The organism is Shewanella sp. (genome assembly GCF_047975355.1).
Taxonomy (GTDB): domain Bacteria; phylum Pseudomonadota; class Gammaproteobacteria; order Enterobacterales; family Shewanellaceae; genus Shewanella.
This window is the reverse complement of the sequence record NZ_JBKEDJ010000011.1, coordinates 34,651-55,599: the sequence shown is the minus strand read 5'-3', so window position 1 is coordinate 55,599 and position 20,949 is coordinate 34,651. Positions and strand designations below refer to the sequence as shown.

The window sequence follows — 20,949 nt, the reverse complement described above, 5'->3', positions numbered from 1 at the left end:
CGTTAAGATAAAGGCGCAATGCGATAAGCACAGCGGCGGGCGCCGTCGATGATATGCTCTTCACGACTCACACTGGCGATATCGGCAAATAATTGCCGGAACAGTTGCAGCTCGGAGCGACAAAAGTTTTGGCATTTGGTCGCTGCGCTGCAGATAGGACAATGATTTTCAAGCAACCAAAAAACTCCATCCGCTTGTTCCTGCGTCGCCATATAGCCCTCTAAAGTGCGCAGCTCCACCAGTTTAGCAAGCCGACTGGCAATATCTGGCATGCCCGACATAGCCGAACTGTACTGCTGCATGGCCGTTTGTTCCCTATGCTCGATCAGTTTATCCAAGCCTTGATCGCCAAAAATCATTTTAACAGAATCAATTAGTTGCAAACTTAGCTCACTGTGGCGATCGGCAAAGTGGGTTCGGCTCTGCTCCGTTAATCCCCAATATCGGGTTGGACGCCCACGGCCTTCGACTCTATCTTCAATATCTACATCACCCGCATCCTCTAAGGCTTGCAGATGCTGCCGAACTCCCATGGTGGTCAGCGCTAATTCTTCCGCTAAGGTCTTAGCCGTCAATGGGCCGTGCAACTTGAGTAATTGAATAATCTTATCAGTGGTTTTCATATGCGCTCTCCGCTCTTCGCCTCGGATTATCCCTTAATCGACCACCTTTTAACAGAATAAATAAAGTTTTTTATTTATTTTATCCTTTACAAGATTAAATAAAGTAATTACCTTACAAATAATTTATGAACAAATAGGTTTACATAATGAAGTTACTCATCATCAGTACCAGCCAAAGAGCCAACTCGCAAAGCGCCAAAGTCGCGAGATACATTACCAAAACCAGTTTTTTATCGCCCCATTCTGTTGGGTACGACGCCATACATCACTTAGAACTTTGCCAGTTCAACCTACCATTTTGGGATGGTGAAGAAGACAACAAGGGCGAACATTGGCCTGAAATAGAGCAAAGGGTGGATACTGCGGATGCTCTGGTTTTGATCACGCCCGAATGGGGTGGGATGGCATCGCCACTGCTTAAGAACTTTCTGCTGATGTGTAACCGTCAGGAAACCGCCCATAAGCCCGTATTGTTGATTTCGGTTTGCAGTGGCATTAGCGGAACTTACCCTATTGTTGAAGTCAAAATGAACGCACTCAAAAACAATAAGTTAGTACCTATTCCTGACCATTTGATTATTCGCAATGTCGAGGATGTACTCAATACAACGCCCCAAGGCGCGCGAGATATCTCCCTTAGGGAAAGAGTGCAATATAGCCTGTTTATGCTGCATCAATACGCCCAAGCCTTAGCGCCAATTCGCCAACGCCATATTCATCAACCCTACCCCAAGCAACAGGAATACTGCTACGGTATGTAAGCAGCTTGGATGAATAACACTACTAAAATCATTACAAGGAACGCATCATGATCCATTTAGAGCATATCAACCTAGTCGTCGACGACATCCCTAAAGCACTCACTTTTTATCAAGCGGCCTTTCCCCATTGGCGTGTTCGTGGCGGAGATAAAGGCACTTGGTATGGTAAACCGCGCAACTGGATCCACTTTGGCGATGATTATCAGTACATTGCCTTTAGTGATAACGGTGAGGGCGAAAACCGCGACCTCACAGGCCATCAAATTGGCTTAGCCCATTTTGCCTTTGTGGTGAGTGATTTAGATGCCGTCATTGAAAGATTGACGCAGGCAGGATTCCCGATAGCCAAAGATGGCATGGAAGATCCTTTCCGCCGCAATATCTACTTCTTTGATGCTCACGGATTTGAGGTCGAGTTTGTAGAGTATCTCAGTGACCTACCCTGCGAACGCAATCGTTATTAAGCCATAAGGTTAATGGCGAGGGATACATAAGCCCTGTATTCCTCGCTTCGTCATCAACTTAGACGCCAGTCTAAAAATCGTTACATTGAGAGGCTAAACCGCTAAACTAGCGCACAATCAGGCTTTCCAATATTAGATAACTCGATGACAACACCTTATTGTTATTCCACTACTTATATCTTAGATAAAGTACATTTTGACGAGTGTTATACCCAGTCGGTCAAGTCAGATCCCACTCTCAAACCTTACTATAAAGCCATGGGGTTTGGACTCATTGGTATTGCACTGATTTTTGCGGATATCAGCCTCTATCTGGCCTATTTCTTTGTTGGACTCGGGGTGATTGAAGCCTTGAATGTGAAATACAACAAAGCTTGGTGGTTGATGCGGCAGATGATGAGTAAGGCCGCCAATAATGAAGTCACGCTTATTGTTGATGAGCAAGGGATCAGCACCGAATCACAATACGTTAAAAGCCAAATTCTTTGGACGAATATTTACCGTATTGTGCCAACGGAAAAGGGATTTCTGATCACCCATAAAACCGGCACCAGTTATATTTCTAATCGCAGCTTAGATGATGCCTGCTCCTCGTTTATAAAGACCAAAATCTAACCCAAGCGGCAAGCACAAAAACAAAAAGGCTGAATCATTCAGCCTTTTTGTTAAATGTAACAACCAAGAATTAACGCTTAAGCCTTAGCTTTTAACTCGCCAATCGGCAAAATCGTGCGGCCATATTCATTGTTAAGCACTTGCGCCATGGCAAAGTAAATCGCACTCGCGCCACAGATAATCCCTTCAAAACCCGCGATAGTGCCAATCAGCGCACTGCCGGTAAAATCCCTTGCCGCTAACAGGAAGAACAAAATGGTGAGCGAGGCAAACACAAACTGTTTAGCTCTTGGGTAGCGTAACGATCCCACGAACATAAAGGCCGTAAAAATCCCCCACAGGGTTAAATACCATCCCATAAAGTGGGTTGGACTCGCCGCAATCCCTGCATTAGGCATTAAAATCAGCCCGACTAAAGTTAGCCAAAATAAACCGTAAGAGGTAAATGCAGTTGTTCCAAAGGTATCGCCACGCATAAAACACATAATGCCGACAATGATTTGGCCGAGTCCGCCATAGAAAATGCCCATCGCTAAGATCATTGCATCAATCGGAAAGTAACCCGCATTGTGAATGTTCAACAGGATAGTCGTCATACCAAAGCCCATTAAGCCTAACGGAGCAGGATTCGCCAGTTTTGTCGACACAGAAAGTCCCCAAAATAAATAAATTAATCTCAGTACATAGATAAAGACTAGGTACTTATGGTTTTATAAAAAGCGGCGAATTTTAGATAACTAACAACGCAATCACAATAAAAATATCAATAGAAGATAAAATCACAAATTAATCATTTAAAATCAAAATCATAAAAAGTTAAATTTAAATTAAAGCTATAATTAAAAAATTAATCTTTTAAGATTCAAATAGCTACAAAAAACTAGTGTAAATAGTGCGCCAAATCCGATTTATTGTGTAATTTTGCTAAGGTTCAAATTTCCTATCTTCCTTCTTTAAAAGTGGATTGCACCACACAGAGATAAACCCTGAAAAATATTAACTTCACCCCATAAACCGTTAAAAGGTGACATAAGTCTAGCTTTAGACAAATTGATAACATTTACTCGTATTCGGCAATGAAACTTCGAGCCATTTAAACCGTCTTAATGAAAGGAGCCAGATCTTGGCGTAAAAGTGATAAAGATAAAGTGACACTTTGCAGCACATTCATCTTTGGTAAAACAGGCCAAAGTGAAGTCCTAAATCGCCCATAAAATCGCCAAGTTTAGCTGGTGAAAATGGCTCACCAAATTAGCGAAAAATTATTTATATCTAAAAAATAATAGCAGTGATAGATTGCTATCTGTTGACGCAGCGGCATGATGGGAAACCAGTTAGGCTGTTGTTAACTATCAATAACTAAAGGAAATAAAATGAAAACGTTATCAGCTGTTATCACACTCTCGGCACTTATGAATTTCGCAGCCTTTGCCGATGAATCGACACTTCCTCCTGCACCTGCAAATGATATCGCTCAACTGACAGAAGTGTGCCAACAAATGGCCTCTGAAGATCAGGTCGAAAATGCAGAGCTTAAACAATATGTGCTCGACTGCGTGAATGACCAACTCACTGAAATGGGCTACCAAACCGTCAAAGAGCTTAACTGATCGATTTTACCTTCCTTTAGCCTATAAGCTCGATTAGGTTTTTAGCGCGCTCTGCTTATGCCATTCAAACCCTGAATGGCATTTTTATTGAGGCAAACAACTCGAACCCGTAAACTTTTACACCATAAAACGCTGCAAAATAACCACCAAAAATCAACAAAACCCAAAAGACGAAACAAAGGCATTTCAGACCTTTATTTTTGTCTTTCAACTGATTAGGGAATCTACATACATACTATTTATATGATATCTGTATCATTTTGCATCCCTTCAGGTGAAAGCACTGTGGATTTAAGCATAAAATGCTAATCTGTTGACCATTACCGACCAACATCAAACCCGAACGCAAAATCATGTATCGAACTCTGTTTATCTTACTCGCCGCACTTAGCCTACCTTCAATAGGAATGGCCAAAGAAGCCTGCGTCACTAAAGATGAATGCATCGAAATGCGTAACTGGGATTTAGGCGTAGCGGTCGGCTGGGGACAAAAGACTAATCCACTGCGGGATTTTGATGATATTCCCGTCTTTTTTATCCCTACAGTGGCTTACTATGGTGAACATTGGTTTTTTGATAATGGCAACTTGGGCTACAGTTTAACCGAGCAGAAGTACTTCAGTTTAAACTTAGTGACCAGCTATAGCTTAGATAGGGCCTACTTTTACCGTTGGGATCCATCCAACATCTTCCTAAAACGCAGTACACAGGAAGAGGCCAGACTGCTCTCAACCAATACAACCCTCAGCACCGAACCCGATTCCGTATTCAACTCGTTAGAGTCGCGAAATTTTACCATGTTGGGCGGTGCTGAAGCCTTTATTTATAGCCCGTTAGGCGTAGTTAGATTAGCCTACACCCATGATATGTTTAACGTACACCAAGGCGCCGAAGCACAAATAAAATGGACCTATGGCTGGCATTTAACCCACTGGGTCATGGATATGTCGCTCGTATTTGATTGGAAAAGTACTAATGTCGTCGACTATTACTATGGTGTACGTCCGAGTGAAAATGCGTATTGGAGCCAACATTACCATGCAGATGCTGGTTGGAATAAAGGGATAGAAATGACGGCCCGTTATATCTTGACTGATAATTGGGATATGCTTTTTGCGTTCCGCTACACACAAATTGCAGATGAAATTGCCGCCAGCCCCTTGCTCGATCAAGACTATAGCAGCACATATTTTATTGGCGCAGCATACAGGTTTTGACACTAGTGACTCCCCTTCATATTAGGATGTTGTGCTTGTTAGGCCTAAGCGTGAGCTTGATGGGGCCCGGTAATGTACTTGCCGCACCGGATGAAGAGTCAAAATTAAAACTGACCCCCGAAATCTGTATCACTGGGGATGAAAGTCAAGCCTGCGAGATCCGCGTCGAGTTACAGTGGCAACTCGTAAATGACGAGCTAGTCTGTATCTTGTCCGATAATAATGCCTATCCTAAATGGTGCAGCGAATCACTGGAACAGCATAAAATCACTCTGAATATCAGCACATTAAACGATATTCAATTTATCTTAGTGAGTAAGGATACCAATCAAACACTGGCTGGAGCCAAATTAAAAATCACGTCAACCTCGCAGCCTCAGGTGCGCAGACGTTACCGTAACCCTTGGAGTTTATTTTAATGACGAATCCACAATCACCCCACAGAGTGTTATTGGTTGAAGACGATGTCCGTCTTGCGAATTTAATCGTAGATTATTTGAAATCCCACGGTATGCACGTTGAAGTCGAGCGCCGTGGTGACACAGTCCTAACCCGCTTAATCAACTACAAGCCAGATATCATACTGTTAGACATTATGTTGCCCGGTTTAGACGGCCTTAGTCTATGTGAAAAGCTCCCCGATTACTTTGCCGGCCCGATCCTGCTGATGAGCGCCCTCGGTTCGAGCGAAGATCAGATCAAAGGCTTAGAACTCGGTGCCGACGACTATGTGGTTAAACCCGTCGATCCTGCACTGCTCGTCGCCCGTATCAACAACCTGTTACGTCGCCAAAACCAACCGCCTCAGGCCGAATCCCACTGTTTGACCTTTGGCAAGTTGAGTATCGATCCCCATACCCATGCGATCCGCCTCGACAACAAAGAAGTCGACCTCACCAGCCATGAGTTTGAACTCCTCTGGTTACTGGCATCGCAGGCGGGACAAGTACTGAGCCGTCAGTACATCTATCAATTACTGCTTAACATTGATTTTGATGGTAAAGATAGAAAGATAGACGTACGCATTTCTCGGCTACGTAAAAAGCTAAACGACAATATCGAGACCCCCTTCAGAATTAAAACTGTTTGGGGACAGGGCTATCTCTTCGCCCCAGAGGCTTGGAACAACTAAGAACTCCCGTGAAACGTCTCTTTATCAGCTTATATTTATTGCTGAGCCTCAGTTTTCTCGGCATAGGTTGGACACTGGACAGCCTGTGGCAGAAAAATGTGGATGAAAATAATGCCTTAGATGCTCCTCTGGTTGCGTTAGCCCAGTTGCTAACCCAGCTGCCAGAGGACAGCCGTAACGCCTATCTTGAGGCATTACCGAGCCATGCTCAACTGCCTCTCAATCTGCTCAGTCCCGATCAAATTGCGCTAGCCAAGGATCAACAGCTCACCCCCAATCGTGTGGTGACTACCACTACCAGTGAAGGCGAGCAATTTCAGTTTATTCAGGTGGGCGAACAAGTATTAATGGCAGGCCCCATAGAGATAGACCCAAGAGCCCCACTGCGTAATCTGTTTACGCTGTTTTTCTATCTCTCGTTGGCGCTGGTAGCATTAATTTGGGTTGGCCCGCTGTCGCGGGATTTGAGCATATTGCGTAAGGCCACCAAGGATTTTGGCGAGGCAAAATGGGATACACGCATTAACCTCTCAAACCGCTCACAGGTCAAACCCTTAGCGAACACCTTTAATGAAATGGCGCGCCATATCAGCGCGTTAATTGAAAACCAAAAGCATTTATCTAATGCGGTTTCCCATGAGATCCGCACACCTCTCGCACGGCTGAAATTCGCCCTCGCCTTAATGCCCATGTACTGCAAGCCCGATTCCGACGAGCAAAAGCGTCAGGACTTTCTCAATGAGATGCAGCTCGACATTAAGGAAATGGAAAACCTGCTGCAGGAACTGCTGACTTACGCGAGTTTAGAATCACAGCGCGAAGGCACACCGTTGGATGAATACGATTTGCTCAGCTTAGTTAACCAGTGCATTAAACGTTTAAGCAGCCTAAGTGATACTCCCATCCGCTTACAGGCGGAGATGACGAGCCTCCCCTTGGTCGGCGAACCCGCACTGATTGAACGCGCCCTACAAAACCTGCTGACCAACGCCCAGCGTTTTGCTCGCCAGCAAATCCTGATTGAAGTCAGCCAAACCCCGCAAAGGGTAACCTTAAGTGTGAGTAATGATGGAGAACCTATCCCCGAGGTAGATTTACCTATGGTGTTCGAGCCCTTCTATCGCAGCCAATCGGTGCAAAATGGTAATAAGGGTCATGGTTTAGGTCTGGCGATTATCAAACGAATTATGCAGCGTCATCAGGGCGAAGTGAGCGTTAGCAGCAATCCCACTCAAACGTGTTTTACCTTAAGCTGGCCGAAGAAGCGGGAAATTTAACGCCTTTAATCATGCTCTTAAAATAAGATTACTCCTCGAGGTCAAAATTCCCAAGGTCCAACTCAGCGGCGTCTTGCGGCTCAAAATCGAGTTGCGGGTTAAGCGCAGCCCTCTCCTGCTCAAGTGCCTGCTGACGGGCTTTATATAAGGCCAACTGCCGCCGACGTTTACGTTGATGGCATAAACGGATCACATCGTATTTTTGGGCATCGGTGAAGTGCAACCAATTGAATCGCTCCTCACGATTACGCAGGCAACCTTTGCAATAGCCACGGGCATCGGTTTGGCACACACCGATGCAGGGGCTAGGTATTTCGAAAAAGGCTAACTGTTCCATAGTGTTGAGCGACTCTGCCTGTTTAAGCATCAAAAATGCGTGATCTTAGATACACAAGTAAAACAATACAAAAATTAAACACTTTTCACTAAATTACTTGCAGTCTTACTGTTAATCAAGGCACATTGAACAGAGTTTGTACAACTTGGAGTGCTATCATGGGATACAAAAATATCGTCAGTCTGTTTGTCGCCTTGGTCTTAGTCAGCGCCTGCAGCAGTAAGCCGAAAAACGATTACGATCTCAATTACGACTTTAAGGCATTACAAAGCTTCACCCAGCTCGCTCCCCAGCCCAGCGACGATCCACTCAGCGCCCAACGTATTCAAAGTGAGATCACCCAGCAATTAAGCCAAAAAGGCTTTACCGAAAATCCGTCCTCCCCCGATTTTAAAGTCGCCTATGGCTTACTGACCCAAGATAAGCCCAAAGACTCAGGCCTATCGATTGGCTTAGGCACGGGCAGTTTTGGTCGCTCTGGCGGCATTGGCGTAGGAACGAGCGTCGGCGTGCCACTTGGGAGTGACACGGCAAAAATCCAAACCATTCAAATTGATATTATCGACACTAAAACCAATAAGCTGATTTGGCGCGGCACAGATAGTTTCGATTTTGATGGCGGCGGGGATAAAAAAGCGCAAGATACTGCAAAAGCCGTAAGCCGGATTTTGGCGCAGTTTCCACCGCATCCATAAGCCTCTTTTCCATGATGATTTAAGTGATGTTGAGTTAAGTCGTGATGCTTAACCCGTGGTGGTTCAAACGATAAGCAACAAAAATGGGCGATTTAAGCCCATTTTTATTACCCAAGAAAGACCAAATGAGGTGCTTGGGAAAAGGGTTAAGAAAATAGCCCAGATGACAGATAACGATCGCCCCTATCGCACACAATAGCGACCACGACAGAGCCCGGATTCTGTCTAGCTATTTCAAGCGCAGCAAACACAGCACCGCCGGAACTCACGCCAGCACAAATGCCTTCTTCACGGGCCAAGGTTCTTGCCATAGCTTTGGCATCTTGCTCTTCAATATCCATCACGAGATCGACACGGGCGGCATCAAAAATACCCGGTAGATATTCCTGCGGCCAGCGACGAATCCCCGGAATCGAACTGCCATCGGCGGGTTGCAGCCCGACAATAGTGATATAGGGATTACGGCTCTTTAAGTACTTAGACACGCCCATAATAGTGCCCGTGGTGCCCATACTGGAGACAAAATGGCTGATCTTACCTTGGCTCTGCTGCCAAATTTAGGGGCCAGTTGTCTGAAAATGGGCGTTGGCGTTATCTTGATTATTGAACTGATCCAATACCTTTCCTTTGCCTTCTGCCTGAAGGGCTAAGGCTAAATCCCGCGCGGCCTCCATATTGTCCACCAGCAGCAGTTCGGCGCCATAGGCTTGCATGGCATCTTTACGCTCTTGAGTTGAATTCGACGGCATAATCAGGATCATCTTGTAACCTTTAATTGCCGCCGCCATCGCTAAGGCGATGCCAGTATTGCCACTGGTGGCTTCAATCAGGGTCTCCCCTGGGGCAATCTCTTGGCGAAGCTCCGCCTGAATAATCATATTCAGCGCTGCGCGATCCTTTACCGAGCCAGCAGGATTGTTCCCCTCCAGCTTTAACAACACCGTTGAACTACCACAATCAAGCCGCTGCAAACGTACCAGCGGAGTTTGCCCAATACAGGCTTCAATAGTCGGAAAGTCAGACACTAGGTTATCCTTTATTTGATAAAAGCGACTCAATATTCGGGTATTTTAAGATGCTTGGACGCAACAAACACGTGAATATCACCAATGGCATACAATTATTCGCTCATAGTTATTCAAAAAAGTTCTATTTGTTTGACTTTTTATAAATAAATTCTTCTATTACTCTATTCCTATACACTGACACAGTTGCCAGATTAAGGAGTACAAAATGCCAGTAAAATTGACTAAAGCCCTGCTGGGAACCCTATTACTGGGAACCTCCCTCAATGTGGCAGCCGCCGATCAGACACTATTAAATTCGTCATACGATATCGCGCGGGAATTATTTAACGCCTATAACCCTGTTTTTGCTAAACATTGGCAAGAAAAAACCGGCAAAACCGTTGAAATCAAGCAATCCCATGCCGGTTCTTCAGCGCAGGCTCGCTCGATTCTCCAGGGCTTACCCGCCGATGTGGTGACCTTTAACCAAGTTACCGATGTGCAGATCCTCCATGACCGCGGCAAGTTGATCCCAGAAAACTGGCAACAACTGCTGCCTAATGCTAGCTCACCTTATTACTCCACCATCGCGTTTCTGGTGCGTATGGGCAATCCAAAGCAAATCAGTGACTGGAATGATTTAGCTAAAGATGACGTTAAGCTGGTGTTCCCGAACCCAAAAACCTCGGGTAATGCGCGCTACACTTACTTAGCGGCCTTAGGTTATGCCCAGAAAAACTATGGCAAAGATAATCAAGCCTCATTAGATGATTTTTTGAAGAAGTTCCTCGGTAACGTTGCCGTATTCGATACGGGCGGCCGTGGTGCAACCACGTCGTTTGTTGAACGTGGTATCGGCGATGTGCTGATCACCTTCGAATCTGAAGTGAACAATATTCGCCAGCAATATGGTGCCGATGATTACCAAGTTGTCGTGCCTAAAACCTCGATTCTGGCAGAATTCCCCGTTGCCGTTGTTGAGAAAAATGCTAAGCGTAACGGCACACAAGAATTAGCGACCGAGTATTTAAACTATCTTTACAGCGAAGAAGCACAACGTTTGTTAGCCGGATTTAACTACCGCGTTCACAACGAGAAAGTTGTTGCCGAATTTACCAAACAGTTCCCAGCGGTTGAGTTAATGACCGTTGAGCAAATCATAGGTAACTGGGACAACGCCATGAAGACCCAATTTGCAAATGGCGCCAAACTGGATCAGTTATTAAAACGTTGATCATCCGCTTGGGTACCTAAGTCACCAAATCCATAACCCGGGCAATGTCCCGGGTTTTGTGGTTATATTGCGGCAACGGACAAGGTCGCTATCACAAGTTGTCTTTATCGCGATTGAGCAATAATGTGCTAATGGCATAATAATATTGGATTAACTCCATTAACCTTATCGGGTGATTATTCAGTGATATTTAATAATGGGCGCTTACGCCACAAGCGGGTTTTGCCGGGGTTTAGTATCAGCCTAGGTGTGTCTTTGCTGTTTGTCAGCTTGATTCTCTTACTCCCCACCACAGGCCTGATTATGCAAACCAGCCAGATGAGCTGGGCCGAGTATTGGGGCGTGATTGCCGATCCCCGCGTGCTGGCAAGTTATAAAGTCACTATTTTATCTGCACTGGCCGCCTCCCTGTTTAACTGCCTTTTCGGCCTGTTACTCGCCTGGGTGTTGGTGCGTTACGAGTTTCCGGGTAAACGCATCCTCGATGCCTTAGTCGATTTACCCTTTGCCTTACCCACAGCAGTGGCGGGTATCACCTTAGCAACCCTGTACGCCGAGAACGGCCAGATTGGTAGCCTATTGGCAGAAATCGGGATCAAAGTGGCATACACACCATTGGGGATTGTGGTTGCGATGATCTTCACCAGCATTCCCTTCGTGGTGCGAACCGTCCAGCCCGTACTGGAGGAGTTATCCCACGATGAAGAAGAAGCCGGCATGACATTAGGCGCAACCGATGGCGCCGTGTTTTGGCGGGTGATTTTACCTTCACTCTGGCCAGCCTTAGTGGTCGGTACGGCGCTGTCTTTTACCCGCAGTCTGGGTGAGTTTGGTGCGGTGATCTTTATCGCGGGCAATATGCCCTATATCAGTGAAATCACCTCCCTGATGATTTTCGTTCGTCTACAGGAATTTGATTTTGCCGGCGCCAGCGCGATTGCCTCCGTCGTACTGCTGACCTCGCTGTTGCTGCTACTGCTGATTAACCTGTGGCAGGCGCGTTATTTACGCCGCATTCACGGCCGATAAGGAGCCACCATGAACTCATTTAAACCGTTAAGAGTCGGTGAAGCGCCCCTCATCAAATGGAGCCTAATCACCCTAGCCGTGTTCTTGGCCATGGTGTTATTGCTGCTGCCCTTAGTCAGTATTTTCCAGCAGGCCTTTGTCGGTGGTTGGGAGCGTTATATCGAGCATCTGAGCCAACCTGACTCACTCCACGCCATAGGGCTGACCCTGATGGTCGCAGCGCTAACCGTGCCGATTAACTTAGTGTTTGGGGTACTGCTCGCCTGGAGCGTAACGCGCTTTGAGTTTCCTGGGCGTAAGTTACTCATCACCTTGATTGATATTCCCTTTGCCGTATCACCCGTGGTCGCAGGCTTGCTCTATCTACTGCTTTACGGCAACAGTGGCTGGCTCGGTGCTTGGCTATTTGAGCACGATTTACAGATCATGTTTGCTTGGCCGGGAATTCTGTTAGTCACCATTTTCGTGACCTGCCCCTTTGTTGCCCGTGAATTAATCCCCTTAATGCAGCAACAGGGCGCATCGGAGGAGGAAGCCGCAGTTATTCTTGGTGCCTCATGGTGGCAACTGTTTCGACGCGTGACTCTACCCAATATCAAGTGGGCACTGATTTATGGGGTGATCCTCACCAACGCCAGAGCCGTAGGTGAGTTTGGTGCCGTTGCCGTAGTATCTGGCAATATCCGTGGTGAAACCAACACCTTACCTTTGCATGTGCAATTACTTTACGAAGATTATCAGGCCGAAGCCGCCTTCGCGAGCGCGTCACTGCTTGCCTTGATCGCCCTTTGTACTTTACTGCTAAAAGCCTTAGTAGAGTGGCGCCAACAACGCAGCTTATCCGCCAATGACAACCAAGAGCAGAGCCAATCATTATGAGTATTCGTTTAACTAATATTTCCAAGAAATTTGGCCAATTTCAGGCGCTTTCGCCGCTCAATCTGGATATTCAAGAAGGCGAGATGATAGGCCTGCTTGGCCCTTCCGGCTCAGGAAAAACCACCCTATTGCGGATTATTGCTGGCCTTGAGGGCGCAGATAGCGGCCAAATCCATTTCGGCAATCGCGATGTGACCCAAGTGCATGTGCGCGACCGCAGAGTCGGATTTGTCTTCCAAAACTACGCCCTGTTCCGCCATATGACGGTGGCCGATAACGTCGCCTTTGGACTCGAAGTTATTCCGAAAAAACAGCGGCCCTCGGCAGCTGAAATCCAAAAGCGCGTCAGCCATTTACTCGAAATGGTGCAACTTGGTCACTTAGCACAGCGTTATCCTGAGCAGCTCTCGGGCGGACAAAAACAGCGTATCGCCTTGGCTCGCGCCTTAGCGACTCAGCCCGAAGTGCTATTACTCGACGAGCCCTTTGGCGCCCTCGATGCTAAGGTGCGTAAAGAACTGCGCCGCTGGTTGCGCAGCCTTCACGATGAGCTGAAATTCACTAGCGTGTTTGTGACCCACGATCAGGACGAAGCCTTAGAGCTTTCCGATAGAGTGGTGGTAATGAGCAACGGCCATATTGAACAGGTCAATACCCCTATTGAGTTGTATGCCCAACCGAATAGTCGCTTTGTGTTTGATTTCTTAGGAAACGTCAATCGGTTTGAGGCAAGCTGGCAGCAGAATCGTTGGACCAATGGAGACGCCTACTTAGTGCCGCCAGAGCAAACGCTACTGCAACAAAACGGCGCGCTCTATGTGCGTAGCCATGAGCTGGCACTGGCGGATAAACCCAACAGCCAAGCCCATATTCCCTTTACCATTGTAGCGATAACACCGGTTGGCGCAGAAGTGCGTGTCGAACTGGCGCCTATCGGCTGGCAGAGTGAAGAACTGTGGGAAGCCACCTTTACCCACCACCATCTGCAAGAATTGGGATTGCAAAAAGGCAGTGTGGTCTACGCCACCCCAAGAACGGCTTATTTCTTTGGTGAACAAGGTGATGGCTCGCCTGTGCGTCAAAGCTGGCCCTTCCTCCCGCCGGGCAGCTTGGCTTTCGATATTTAATCGCTCATGCAATCACTCGCCTCGCGGTAATAACAAAAAAGCGCTGACAGTAGAATGTCAGCGCTTTTTTAATCTTCTCTCAGCTTAAAACCTAGACTCAAACACAGTGGTTAAATTAAATCGTTCCCACTAGTGACCATCGAAGAACAGATAATTTAACCAACCCTGCATCCGCAGCAGCACTTTACGCATCACGGCTACATGGTGGAAATGTTCAGTATACACAGCCACTTGTCCCGCAACACCCGCAGGGAATTGACGGCGTATCGCATCGTCTTCAACATCAATCAGTACTATCACTCGCCCAGACTGAAATAATTGATTGGACGATTGCAACGTGCCATTCATCTGAATTTCCCCCTCGGCCATTGCGGGGAGGATCTTAGCCACTTTGCCCTTAAACACTTGTCCTGGCGCCGCGTCTAATACCACTTCGGCCTCATCCCCTTCTTGCAAACGCAGCAGAGAGTTTTGCCAAAATGCACCAGCAAAATAACGCTGCTCGTCGGGGATAAAGCTCATCACCGGCCGTAAAGGTAAGGGAACCGCCATAGCACCTGGGCGTAGCGCCATTTGGGTGACTATGCCATCGGCAGGCGCTCGCACCACGGTTTGTTCGAGATTATAAAGCGCGCTTTCAAGATCGCCCTGTAGCCCCGCCACTTTTGAATTCACCCCATCCACATTGGACTCATAGGCAAGACGCGCGCGTAATTCTTCCGCCTGCGCAGCTGTTAACTGAGCCTCAGAGGCTAAAAATAGTTGGCGTCGATTGTCTAATTCCAGCGCAGTAAAGGGAGAGTTAGCCCCGCCTTTACGATGACCTTGTTCATAACGGTCATAGGCTGATTTGTTGCGTTCTCTATCCGCTGCAACTCTGGCCACATTCGCCTTTGCAGACTCCCAAGCGGCCTCGAGTTGTGGCACTTCTTGCTCCGCCGCTAACAACGCTGCTTTTTTACGTTTAACCACGGCTTCGAAGGGGGCCGGATCGATTCGGAATAGCACATCCCCTTGTTTTATTGGCGTATTAGGCTTAGCGTCTACCGAAATAACTAAGCCTTTTACCGCAGGTGTAATCGGGATAGTGACATAGTATTCCCGCGCGAAACGTGAATAGGGGTGGTTGTAGTTCATTATCAATAACAACGCCCCAATAAGCACTACGCCCCCTAATACGGCGGTAGGCACAGTCCATTTGTTCATTGGGATCTTAAAGACTTTAAAAATCACAATACAGATCGAGGCGTAGGTTAATATCAGTAGTAAATCCATGTTACACCTCAGCTTTTTTGCTAATTTCGGTCACATTAGCTTCTGTTGTCTTGGCGGCTTGATGGTTTACAACCGCAGGAGTGGCTGTCGATTCGAGTCGCTCAAGCTTTGCCTGTAAGGCCAATACCGTTTCCCTTAACGCTTTAACATCCTCCAACGCCTGTTCGCGCTTCATCACAGTGGTAAAACCCCAACCTCGATCCTCTCGGTACAAGGTCGCCCAGATCCACAGAAACGGCCAAAGGGCATGCAAGGTAAATAAACTGACCCACCCTGCGATATGCAATGCATCCTGCTGGGGATGATTGCGCTTTTTCGCAATTTCATAGGGGATATCGTGAATGGCAATCACACCATAAAAAATCACTATAATGACAAAAAACAAAATACCTAAGGCAAAATAATCCAAAAACATGCTCTGCTCCCACTCCCTTCCCGTTCCTTATTTTGGTAAAACAGCCCTTACCAAAATCGTGCTTTGTCCCGCAGTGTCTTACGATTTGAGACACAATATAGATCTACACCAGAATGACAAATTCGCAACAAATCCATCTAAATAGCTTGATCAAAAACACAATTGTTTATCGCGATGCTACATATGGCATCCAAGGAAGGACGAAAGTGACGACGGATAGCTATCGCCAAGGTGTGACTTAATGATTTATCGAAAAATGAAAACGACAAGCTTGGTATCACCCGTCTTTGTCTCGAGCTAAGGAATTTATCGTAGATTAGTACAACTTAGTGCAGGTAAAGATGAAGTTTATATAACAATATTTGTATGGCAACAACGTAAGTTAAAGCATACTATAGTATTGATTATTTTATAATTAGCCTCGTACGACATTAACATCAAGAGGTCAGCCATAAATGGCAAATTGGCTGTTAATCATGGAGGCTATTCGAGTCCATCAAAGGCAGCAAGCCCTGATGAGACGAATCGTCATATGTGAATTTCAAATAGAAGCTCACCACCAAATATTTTTACAGAACCAAAATTTCCCTTAAGCTCAAATCCACCGTCGAACACCTGAAAAATATCAATGTTGCCGTAATCAATTGAGCCGTCCGGATCAATTGATGACATTACAGCAGGTTTTGGCTTTAAACCAGATACGGAAATTGCATTAATGAATTGAAGCGTTGCTTTTCGATAGCATGTATATTCATTTAGTTTTGGTTCGGCATAATATTTTGACTCCGGCCAGATGCTGACTTCCAACTCAAAGCGCAAGCGATCATTCTCATAACTCCAATCTAAAACAAAAGAATCGGTGAGATCGATACCTTTAAATGCTTCCACTTGATACCAATCCATAATCATTCACACCCTCTGCTAAGCTGAGCAACTGGTTGTGGGTCTACCCGCACTTGTTAATGGTATTGCTCATGATCAATCCAATGTTTACACAGGGCGCCAATCTCATCCGCATCATGCTGTCGATTTCTCCATGCTTTTTCGAGCTCAACTTTTAGCATACACAGGGCGCCAATCTCATCCGCATCATGCTGTCGATTTCTCCATGCTTTTTCGAGCTCAACTTTTAGCAGATACCCTTTTACATAAAATTCAGCCTCATCGTATGCCCAGAACCACTTTGGATTAAAACTTTTATTTTCTAATAGGTCGTTAATAATCTTGATGCTTTCTTTGGCTTTATCTTCTGATAACAATGAAAGATCGTATCTTCCAATCTTTCCCTCTCGTTTCGACCAATCACTGCACAGTCTGTTATCTATATTCTCTGCAAACGTAGAGTAGCTTACTAGAAGTAGTAAAATTACGGTTAGCTTCATAAATACCATTAAGATTTTATTAGTACGGATGCATGGTTTTAAAACCTATTACCTAAACCCAAGGAGTGGAGGATAAAACATAACGGCTTTACTATGCCTAGTTTCACAATCCCCGAGTGTTTAATTTAAACTGAGTTAGCATCGTTCTTGCCAGTGACTGTCGACTAGATTGAACTCAAAGTGACTGTCATGGGGCGCGATATTGGCCTTTAATTTAAAGTCTTGGCCACCCGCCGCAATCCAGCATTTGGAGAACCACGCTATTAGCTCGTTTGCCGCGATATGCCAAGGGTCAAGGTCTTCATCTTTGTCGATATATTCCTCTTCAAACTCATCTGGATAGACATAGTCTATATCGAGTAAATTCGGATTGACTGGCACTGGGGATGCGGCTTTGCCATCGATGTAGATAAAGTGCTCGGCGTTATCTTTATCCATAAAAAATACCCGCATTGGGAATTGGGATGAAAAACTATCGACAAAGACTTCAAATGCTAGCGTGGCTACCTCTTGGGGATAGTCATGCTCAATCAATTGCTTAAGAATGGGTTGTAACTCATCGGTTAGATTGTCTAAGTAGCCACCGACTTTTTCTGTAAACTCTTGCTCGAAACTCATCTCTTCCCTGCTTATCAGGCTATACGACGCAAACGGCGAATATTACTCACACTAAAAACTTGCGATTAGAAACTGAAAAATAATCCATATCGACCAGCAAGTTAACACCGACGGCGCTGATATCCAACTCTATTATCTAATCCGAAACACGCACGACATTTAAAGTGGTTTCGAAGAGGATAAGGCTAAGCCGCCCAATACGCCGCCAGATTGTCAGTGATAGCGGGTTAAGCTGCTACTCATGGGCATTGACTGTGCGCCCTGCGGCCCATTGCCTGAGGGCATTAATCTTATCGCCCATCACTATGGATAAAGGTTTGGTTTTGGTCAGTTCTTCTAGCAACATATCTTGGTCAAGACTACGCCCTAAACTGCGGGCACTGTACATGGCGGCGATAACCGCCTGCTCAATTTCAGCCCCCGAAAACCCTTGGCTATGCCGCGATAGCTGCGCAAGGTCGAGCCGTGTTACATCAATACCACGGCGCTGGCAATGGATTAAGAAAATCGCCTTACGGATGGTTTCGTCGGGTAAATCAACAAAAAAGATTTCATCCATTCGCCCCTTACGCATCAGCTCGGGCGGCAGCGCTTGAATATCGTTGGCGGTGGCGACCACAAATACCTCGGACTTACGCTCCGCCATCCAAGTTAACAGTGTGCCAAGAATGCGGGTCGAAGTGCCCTCATCACTGCTACTGCCGCTTAAGCCTTTCTCTATTTCATCAATCCAAAGGATACAGGGCGACATCATATCGGCCAGCTCGAGGGCGTTGCGCAAGTTCTTTTCAGTTTCGCCTATGTATTTGTTATATAAGGCGCCCATATCAAGTCTGAGCAAAGGCCGTTGCCACACACCCGCTACAGCCTTGGCCGCAAGGCTTTTACCACTGCCCTGCACCCCGAGTAATAGCACGCCCTTTGGAGTATCGGGTTGTACGGCAGCCTTGGTATCAGTGGTTGCCTGCACCGCGGGCGCGCGCTGCTTTAACCATTTTTTGAGATTATGTAATCCGGCAATCTGCGAAAAATCACTGGTGTCGTACTCAAATTGCAGCACACCGTTGAGATCGAGCAGCTGGAATTTGGCTTTGTTAATAAGGTCCACATCCGAATGGGTAATGGCGCCATCATCCACAATAGCCTTGTGGATCAATCGTCTGGCATCATCTAAGGTCACACCGCGCAAGTTTTCCGCCAGTTTAACCACGGCTTTATCATCCACAGTGAGCGGCATGCCTTGGCCACGCACTTTATCCACTTCAAGGTAAATCAAGTTCTCAAGCTGGGAGGTGCTCGGCAAGGTAAGCTGAAAATAGGCGCAATAACGCTTAATTTCGGGCGGGATCTCAAAGGCATGGCTCACTAGCACTAAGGTATGTTGCAAAGCATCGTATTCGAGGGCAATTTCTTTCAGTAGGCGGACATTCTTGGGTGCGTCTACCACAAAGGGATGAAAGTCACAGAGCACATAGATGCCCTGCTGGGTTGTCGCTTTAATCTGCCCTAGGATATCGCCAGGTTCAGTATTAAATTTCTGTGCAGGCATTGGCTTATCAACCCGCGTGAGCCCTTGGGTAATACTCCAAGTAAATAGCGGCTGATAGAGTACATTCGCGATTCGCTTAAGCATGTCAACAACACGATATTCTTCATAGGTTTCAATCACCACGATGGGCGTTTTAGAACGTAGTACAGCGGTCAAATCGCGAATGTCTTGCATATCTTAAGTCCATAATCCGTTATGAAACCAAAAGTTAACATAAAACACCGCTACAAACAGGATTTTTACCACACCCGAGCACTAATCACCCTTAAATAGCTTGATCAAAAACACAGTTGTTAATTTCAGTCTCATGCTTTGCCGCCAATCGGGGTAGACTATGGCCCAAGAACGTCCGAAGGCGTCAATTATCCCAATATAAAAAGGTACCCACACCATGATAGGAACTCCTTACACCGAGGGCGCTCGACGCGCCATGTTGCTTGGCTGCGGTGAGCTAGGTAAAGAAGTCGCCATTGAGTTACAACGCTTAGGCGTTGAAGTGATTGGCGTCGATCGTTATCCCAATGCCCCTGCCATGCAAATTGCCCATCGCTCCCATGTGATCAATATGCTCGATGCTAAAGCGCTTCGCGCCATTATTGAGCTAGAAAAGCCCCACTTAGTGATCCCAGAAATTGAAGCCATCGCCACTCAAACCTTAGTCGAGATGGAAGCCGAAGGCCTCAATGTCGTGCCGACCGCACGTGCGACTCAGCTGACCATGGACAGAGAAGGCATTCGCCGCCTCGCTGCTGAAACCTTAGGTTTACCGACGTCGCCCTATTTCTTCTGCGACACTGAAACCGAGTTTAATCAAGCGATTAGCAAAATTGGCGTGCCCTGCGTGGTCAAACCTGTGATGAGTTCATCGGGTAAAGGCCAAAGTGTTATCCGCGATGTGGCCCAAAGCGCCAAAGCTTGGCAATACGCCCAAGAAGGCGGCCGCGCGGGCGGTGGCCGTGTGATTGTCGAAGGCTTTATCCCCTTCGACTACGAAATTACCCTGCTGACAATTAGCGCAGTGAATGGCATCCACTTCTGCGCGCCAATTGGCCACAGACAAGAAGATGGCGACTACCGCGAGTCATGGCAACCTCAAGCCATGTCAGCCGACGTGCTGGCAAAATCCCAAGCAATCGCCAGCAAAGTAGTCGAAGCCCTCGGTGGTTACGGCTTATTTGGGGTAGAGCTATTTGTGAAGGGCAGTGATGTGTACTTCTCTGAAGTCTCGCCTCGTCCGCACGATACCGGCTTAGTGACCTTAATTAGCCAAGACTTATCCGAGTTTGCACTGCATGTCAGGGCGATTCTTGGTCTGCCGATCCCGAATATCCACCAACATGGCCCCAGCGCCTCAGCAGTAGTATTGGTGGAAGGCAAATCGAAAAACATTCGCTATCAAGGTCTTGCCGATGCCTTGGCCGCAGAGAATACTCAGCTCAGATTATTCGCGAAGCCTGAAATCGATGGTCGCCGCCGTTTAGGTGTCGCCCTCGCCCGGGATAAAGATATCGAAAGCGCGGTCAACAAAGCGCTGGATAGCGCATCTAAGGTAAAAGTGATTTTCTAGGAATGAATGCATAACGACTTGTCACCGGCAACTTAGTGTTCAGTACCGTGATCAGCACCGCGCCCAGCACTATTACTGGGCGCATTATTAAGGCATTTAAGCCGAGTTAACGGCCATACCACTTCTACCCTAATTG

The 20,949-nt window shown here is 46.6% G+C and carries 23 protein-coding genes and 1 pseudogene; 14 read left to right on the top strand and 10 right to left on the bottom strand.

The window, feature by feature from the left end:
* Positions 1-2 precede the first annotated feature (2 nt).
* Positions 3-623: a helix-turn-helix transcriptional regulator gene (locus ACK5NH_RS05050; RefSeq protein WP_416918073.1), complete on the bottom strand. Its 621-nt coding sequence runs from the start codon at positions 621-623 to the stop codon at positions 3-5.
* 146 nt (positions 624-769) lie between these two features.
* Between ACK5NH_RS05050 and ACK5NH_RS05045 the strand changes: the two genes are divergently transcribed.
* The 3 genes from ACK5NH_RS05045 to ACK5NH_RS05035 all read left to right on the top strand — a co-directional run bounded on the left by ACK5NH_RS05045 (position 770) and on the right by ACK5NH_RS05035 (position 2,463).
* Positions 770-1,384 (top strand): NADPH-dependent FMN reductase, encoded by a 615-nt coding sequence (locus tag ACK5NH_RS05045; RefSeq protein ID WP_416918072.1) that lies wholly within the window; start codon positions 770-772, stop codon positions 1,382-1,384.
* A 47-nt stretch (positions 1,385-1,431) separates the two neighbouring features.
* Positions 1,432-1,848: a VOC family protein gene (locus ACK5NH_RS05040; RefSeq protein WP_416918071.1), complete on the top strand. Its 417-nt coding sequence runs from the start codon at positions 1,432-1,434 to the stop codon at positions 1,846-1,848.
* 144 nt (positions 1,849-1,992) lie between these two features.
* Positions 1,993-2,463 carry a YcxB family protein gene (locus ACK5NH_RS05035; RefSeq protein ID WP_416918070.1) on the top strand — a complete coding sequence of 157 codons (471 nt, stop codon included), beginning with the start codon at positions 1,993-1,995 and terminating at the stop codon, positions 2,461-2,463.
* 77 nt (positions 2,464-2,540) lie between these two features.
* On the opposite strand, the gene ACK5NH_RS05030 is transcribed toward ACK5NH_RS05035, so the two are convergent.
* Positions 2,541-3,110: an acetate uptake transporter gene (locus ACK5NH_RS05030; RefSeq protein WP_011718002.1), complete on the bottom strand. Its 570-nt coding sequence runs from the start codon at positions 3,108-3,110 to the stop codon at positions 2,541-2,543.
* Between the two features lie 726 nt (positions 3,111-3,836).
* On the opposite strand from ACK5NH_RS05030, the gene ACK5NH_RS05025 reads away from it, so the two are divergent.
* From ACK5NH_RS05025 to ACK5NH_RS05005, 5 genes are all read left to right on the top strand, one after another.
* A complete protein-coding gene (locus tag ACK5NH_RS05025; RefSeq protein ID WP_416918069.1) occupies positions 3,837-4,073 on the top strand; it encodes a hypothetical protein in 237 nt (78 codons plus the stop codon).
* Between the two features lie 353 nt (positions 4,074-4,426).
* Positions 4,427-5,290 carry a MipA/OmpV family protein gene (locus ACK5NH_RS05020; RefSeq protein WP_416918068.1) on the top strand — a complete coding sequence of 288 codons (864 nt, stop codon included), beginning with the start codon at positions 4,427-4,429 and terminating at the stop codon, positions 5,288-5,290.
* Positions 5,291-5,316: 26 nt separating this feature from the next.
* Positions 5,317-5,709, top strand: a complete 393-nt coding sequence (locus ACK5NH_RS05015) for a DUF3019 domain-containing protein (RefSeq protein ID WP_416918084.1) — start codon at positions 5,317-5,319, stop codon at positions 5,707-5,709.
* The gene (locus ACK5NH_RS05010; RefSeq protein ID WP_011718006.1) at positions 5,709-6,422 is read left to right on the top strand and encodes a winged helix-turn-helix domain-containing protein; all 714 of its coding nucleotides are present in this window, start codon (positions 5,709-5,711) and stop codon (positions 6,420-6,422) included. Before ACK5NH_RS05015 ends, ACK5NH_RS05010 begins: the two co-directional genes overlap by 1 nt.
* An 8-nt stretch (positions 6,423-6,430) precedes the next feature.
* Positions 6,431-7,699: an ATP-binding protein gene (locus tag ACK5NH_RS05005; RefSeq protein ID WP_416918067.1), complete on the top strand. Its 1,269-nt coding sequence runs from the start codon at positions 6,431-6,433 to the stop codon at positions 7,697-7,699.
* A 28-nt stretch (positions 7,700-7,727) separates the two neighbouring features.
* On the opposite strand, the gene ACK5NH_RS05000 is transcribed toward ACK5NH_RS05005, so the two are convergent.
* Positions 7,728-8,036 (bottom strand): DUF1289 domain-containing protein, encoded by a 309-nt coding sequence (locus tag ACK5NH_RS05000; protein ID WP_416918083.1) that lies wholly within the window; start codon positions 8,034-8,036, stop codon positions 7,728-7,730.
* Between the two features lie 158 nt (positions 8,037-8,194).
* Between ACK5NH_RS05000 and ACK5NH_RS04995 the strand changes: the two genes are divergently transcribed.
* A complete protein-coding gene (locus ACK5NH_RS04995; RefSeq protein ID WP_416918066.1) occupies positions 8,195-8,731 on the top strand; it encodes a DUF4136 domain-containing protein in 537 nt (178 codons plus the stop codon).
* 146 nt (positions 8,732-8,877) lie between these two features.
* Here the strand turns inward: ACK5NH_RS04995 and cysM are convergent.
* Positions 8,878-9,756 (bottom strand): annotated as a pseudogene (cysM, locus tag ACK5NH_RS04990) (cysteine synthase CysM).
* 208 nt (positions 9,757-9,964) lie between these two features.
* Here cysM and cysP point away from each other — a divergent pair.
* The 4 genes from cysP to ACK5NH_RS04970 all read left to right on the top strand — a co-directional run bounded on the left by cysP (position 9,965) and on the right by ACK5NH_RS04970 (position 14,007).
* Positions 9,965-10,972 (top strand): thiosulfate ABC transporter substrate-binding protein CysP, encoded by a 1,008-nt coding sequence (gene cysP / locus ACK5NH_RS04985; protein WP_416918065.1) that lies wholly within the window; start codon positions 9,965-9,967, stop codon positions 10,970-10,972.
* A gap of 183 nt (positions 10,973-11,155) precedes the next feature.
* On the top strand, positions 11,156-12,001 hold the full coding sequence (cysT, locus tag ACK5NH_RS04980; protein WP_088210373.1) for a sulfate/thiosulfate ABC transporter permease CysT: 846 nt from the start codon (positions 11,156-11,158) through the stop codon (positions 11,999-12,001).
* Positions 12,002-12,010: 9 nt separating this feature from the next.
* Positions 12,011-12,880 (top strand): sulfate ABC transporter permease subunit CysW, encoded by an 870-nt coding sequence (gene cysW / locus ACK5NH_RS04975; RefSeq protein ID WP_011627003.1) that lies wholly within the window; start codon positions 12,011-12,013, stop codon positions 12,878-12,880.
* Complete coding sequence (locus ACK5NH_RS04970; protein ID WP_416918064.1) at positions 12,877-14,007, top strand: sulfate/molybdate ABC transporter ATP-binding protein; 1,131 nt, start codon at positions 12,877-12,879, stop codon at positions 14,005-14,007. Before cysW ends, ACK5NH_RS04970 begins: the two co-directional genes overlap by 4 nt.
* 129 nt (positions 14,008-14,136) lie before the next feature.
* On the opposite strand, the gene ACK5NH_RS04965 is transcribed toward ACK5NH_RS04970, so the two are convergent.
* The 6 genes from ACK5NH_RS04965 to ACK5NH_RS04940 form a co-directional block, all read right to left on the bottom strand.
* Entirely contained in the window at positions 14,137-15,282 is a 1,146-nt protein-coding gene (locus tag ACK5NH_RS04965) for an HlyD family secretion protein (RefSeq protein WP_416918063.1), read from the bottom strand.
* A gap of 1 nt (position 15,283) precedes the next feature.
* Positions 15,284-15,697 (bottom strand): DUF3302 domain-containing protein, encoded by a 414-nt coding sequence (locus ACK5NH_RS04960; RefSeq protein WP_416918062.1) that lies wholly within the window; start codon positions 15,695-15,697, stop codon positions 15,284-15,286.
* Positions 15,698-16,225: 528 nt separating this feature from the next.
* A complete protein-coding gene (locus ACK5NH_RS04955) occupies positions 16,226-16,600 on the bottom strand; it encodes a hypothetical protein (RefSeq protein WP_416918061.1) in 375 nt (124 codons plus the stop codon).
* A gap of 56 nt (positions 16,601-16,656) precedes the next feature.
* On the bottom strand, positions 16,657-17,079 hold the full coding sequence (locus ACK5NH_RS04950; RefSeq protein ID WP_416918060.1) for a hypothetical protein: 423 nt from the start codon (positions 17,077-17,079) through the stop codon (positions 16,657-16,659).
* Between the two features lie 135 nt (positions 17,080-17,214).
* Positions 17,215-17,697 carry a hypothetical protein gene (locus tag ACK5NH_RS04945; protein ID WP_416918059.1) on the bottom strand — a complete coding sequence of 161 codons (483 nt, stop codon included), beginning with the start codon at positions 17,695-17,697 and terminating at the stop codon, positions 17,215-17,217.
* Between the two features lie 235 nt (positions 17,698-17,932).
* Positions 17,933-19,420: an AAA family ATPase gene (locus ACK5NH_RS04940; protein WP_416918058.1), complete on the bottom strand. Its 1,488-nt coding sequence runs from the start codon at positions 19,418-19,420 to the stop codon at positions 17,933-17,935.
* A gap of 217 nt (positions 19,421-19,637) precedes the next feature.
* Here ACK5NH_RS04940 and purT point away from each other — a divergent pair, with 217 nt between their 5' ends.
* Positions 19,638-20,813: a formate-dependent phosphoribosylglycinamide formyltransferase gene (gene purT / locus ACK5NH_RS04935; protein WP_416918057.1), complete on the top strand. Its 1,176-nt coding sequence runs from the start codon at positions 19,638-19,640 to the stop codon at positions 20,811-20,813.
* The last annotated feature ends 136 nt before the right edge of the window (positions 20,814-20,949 follow it).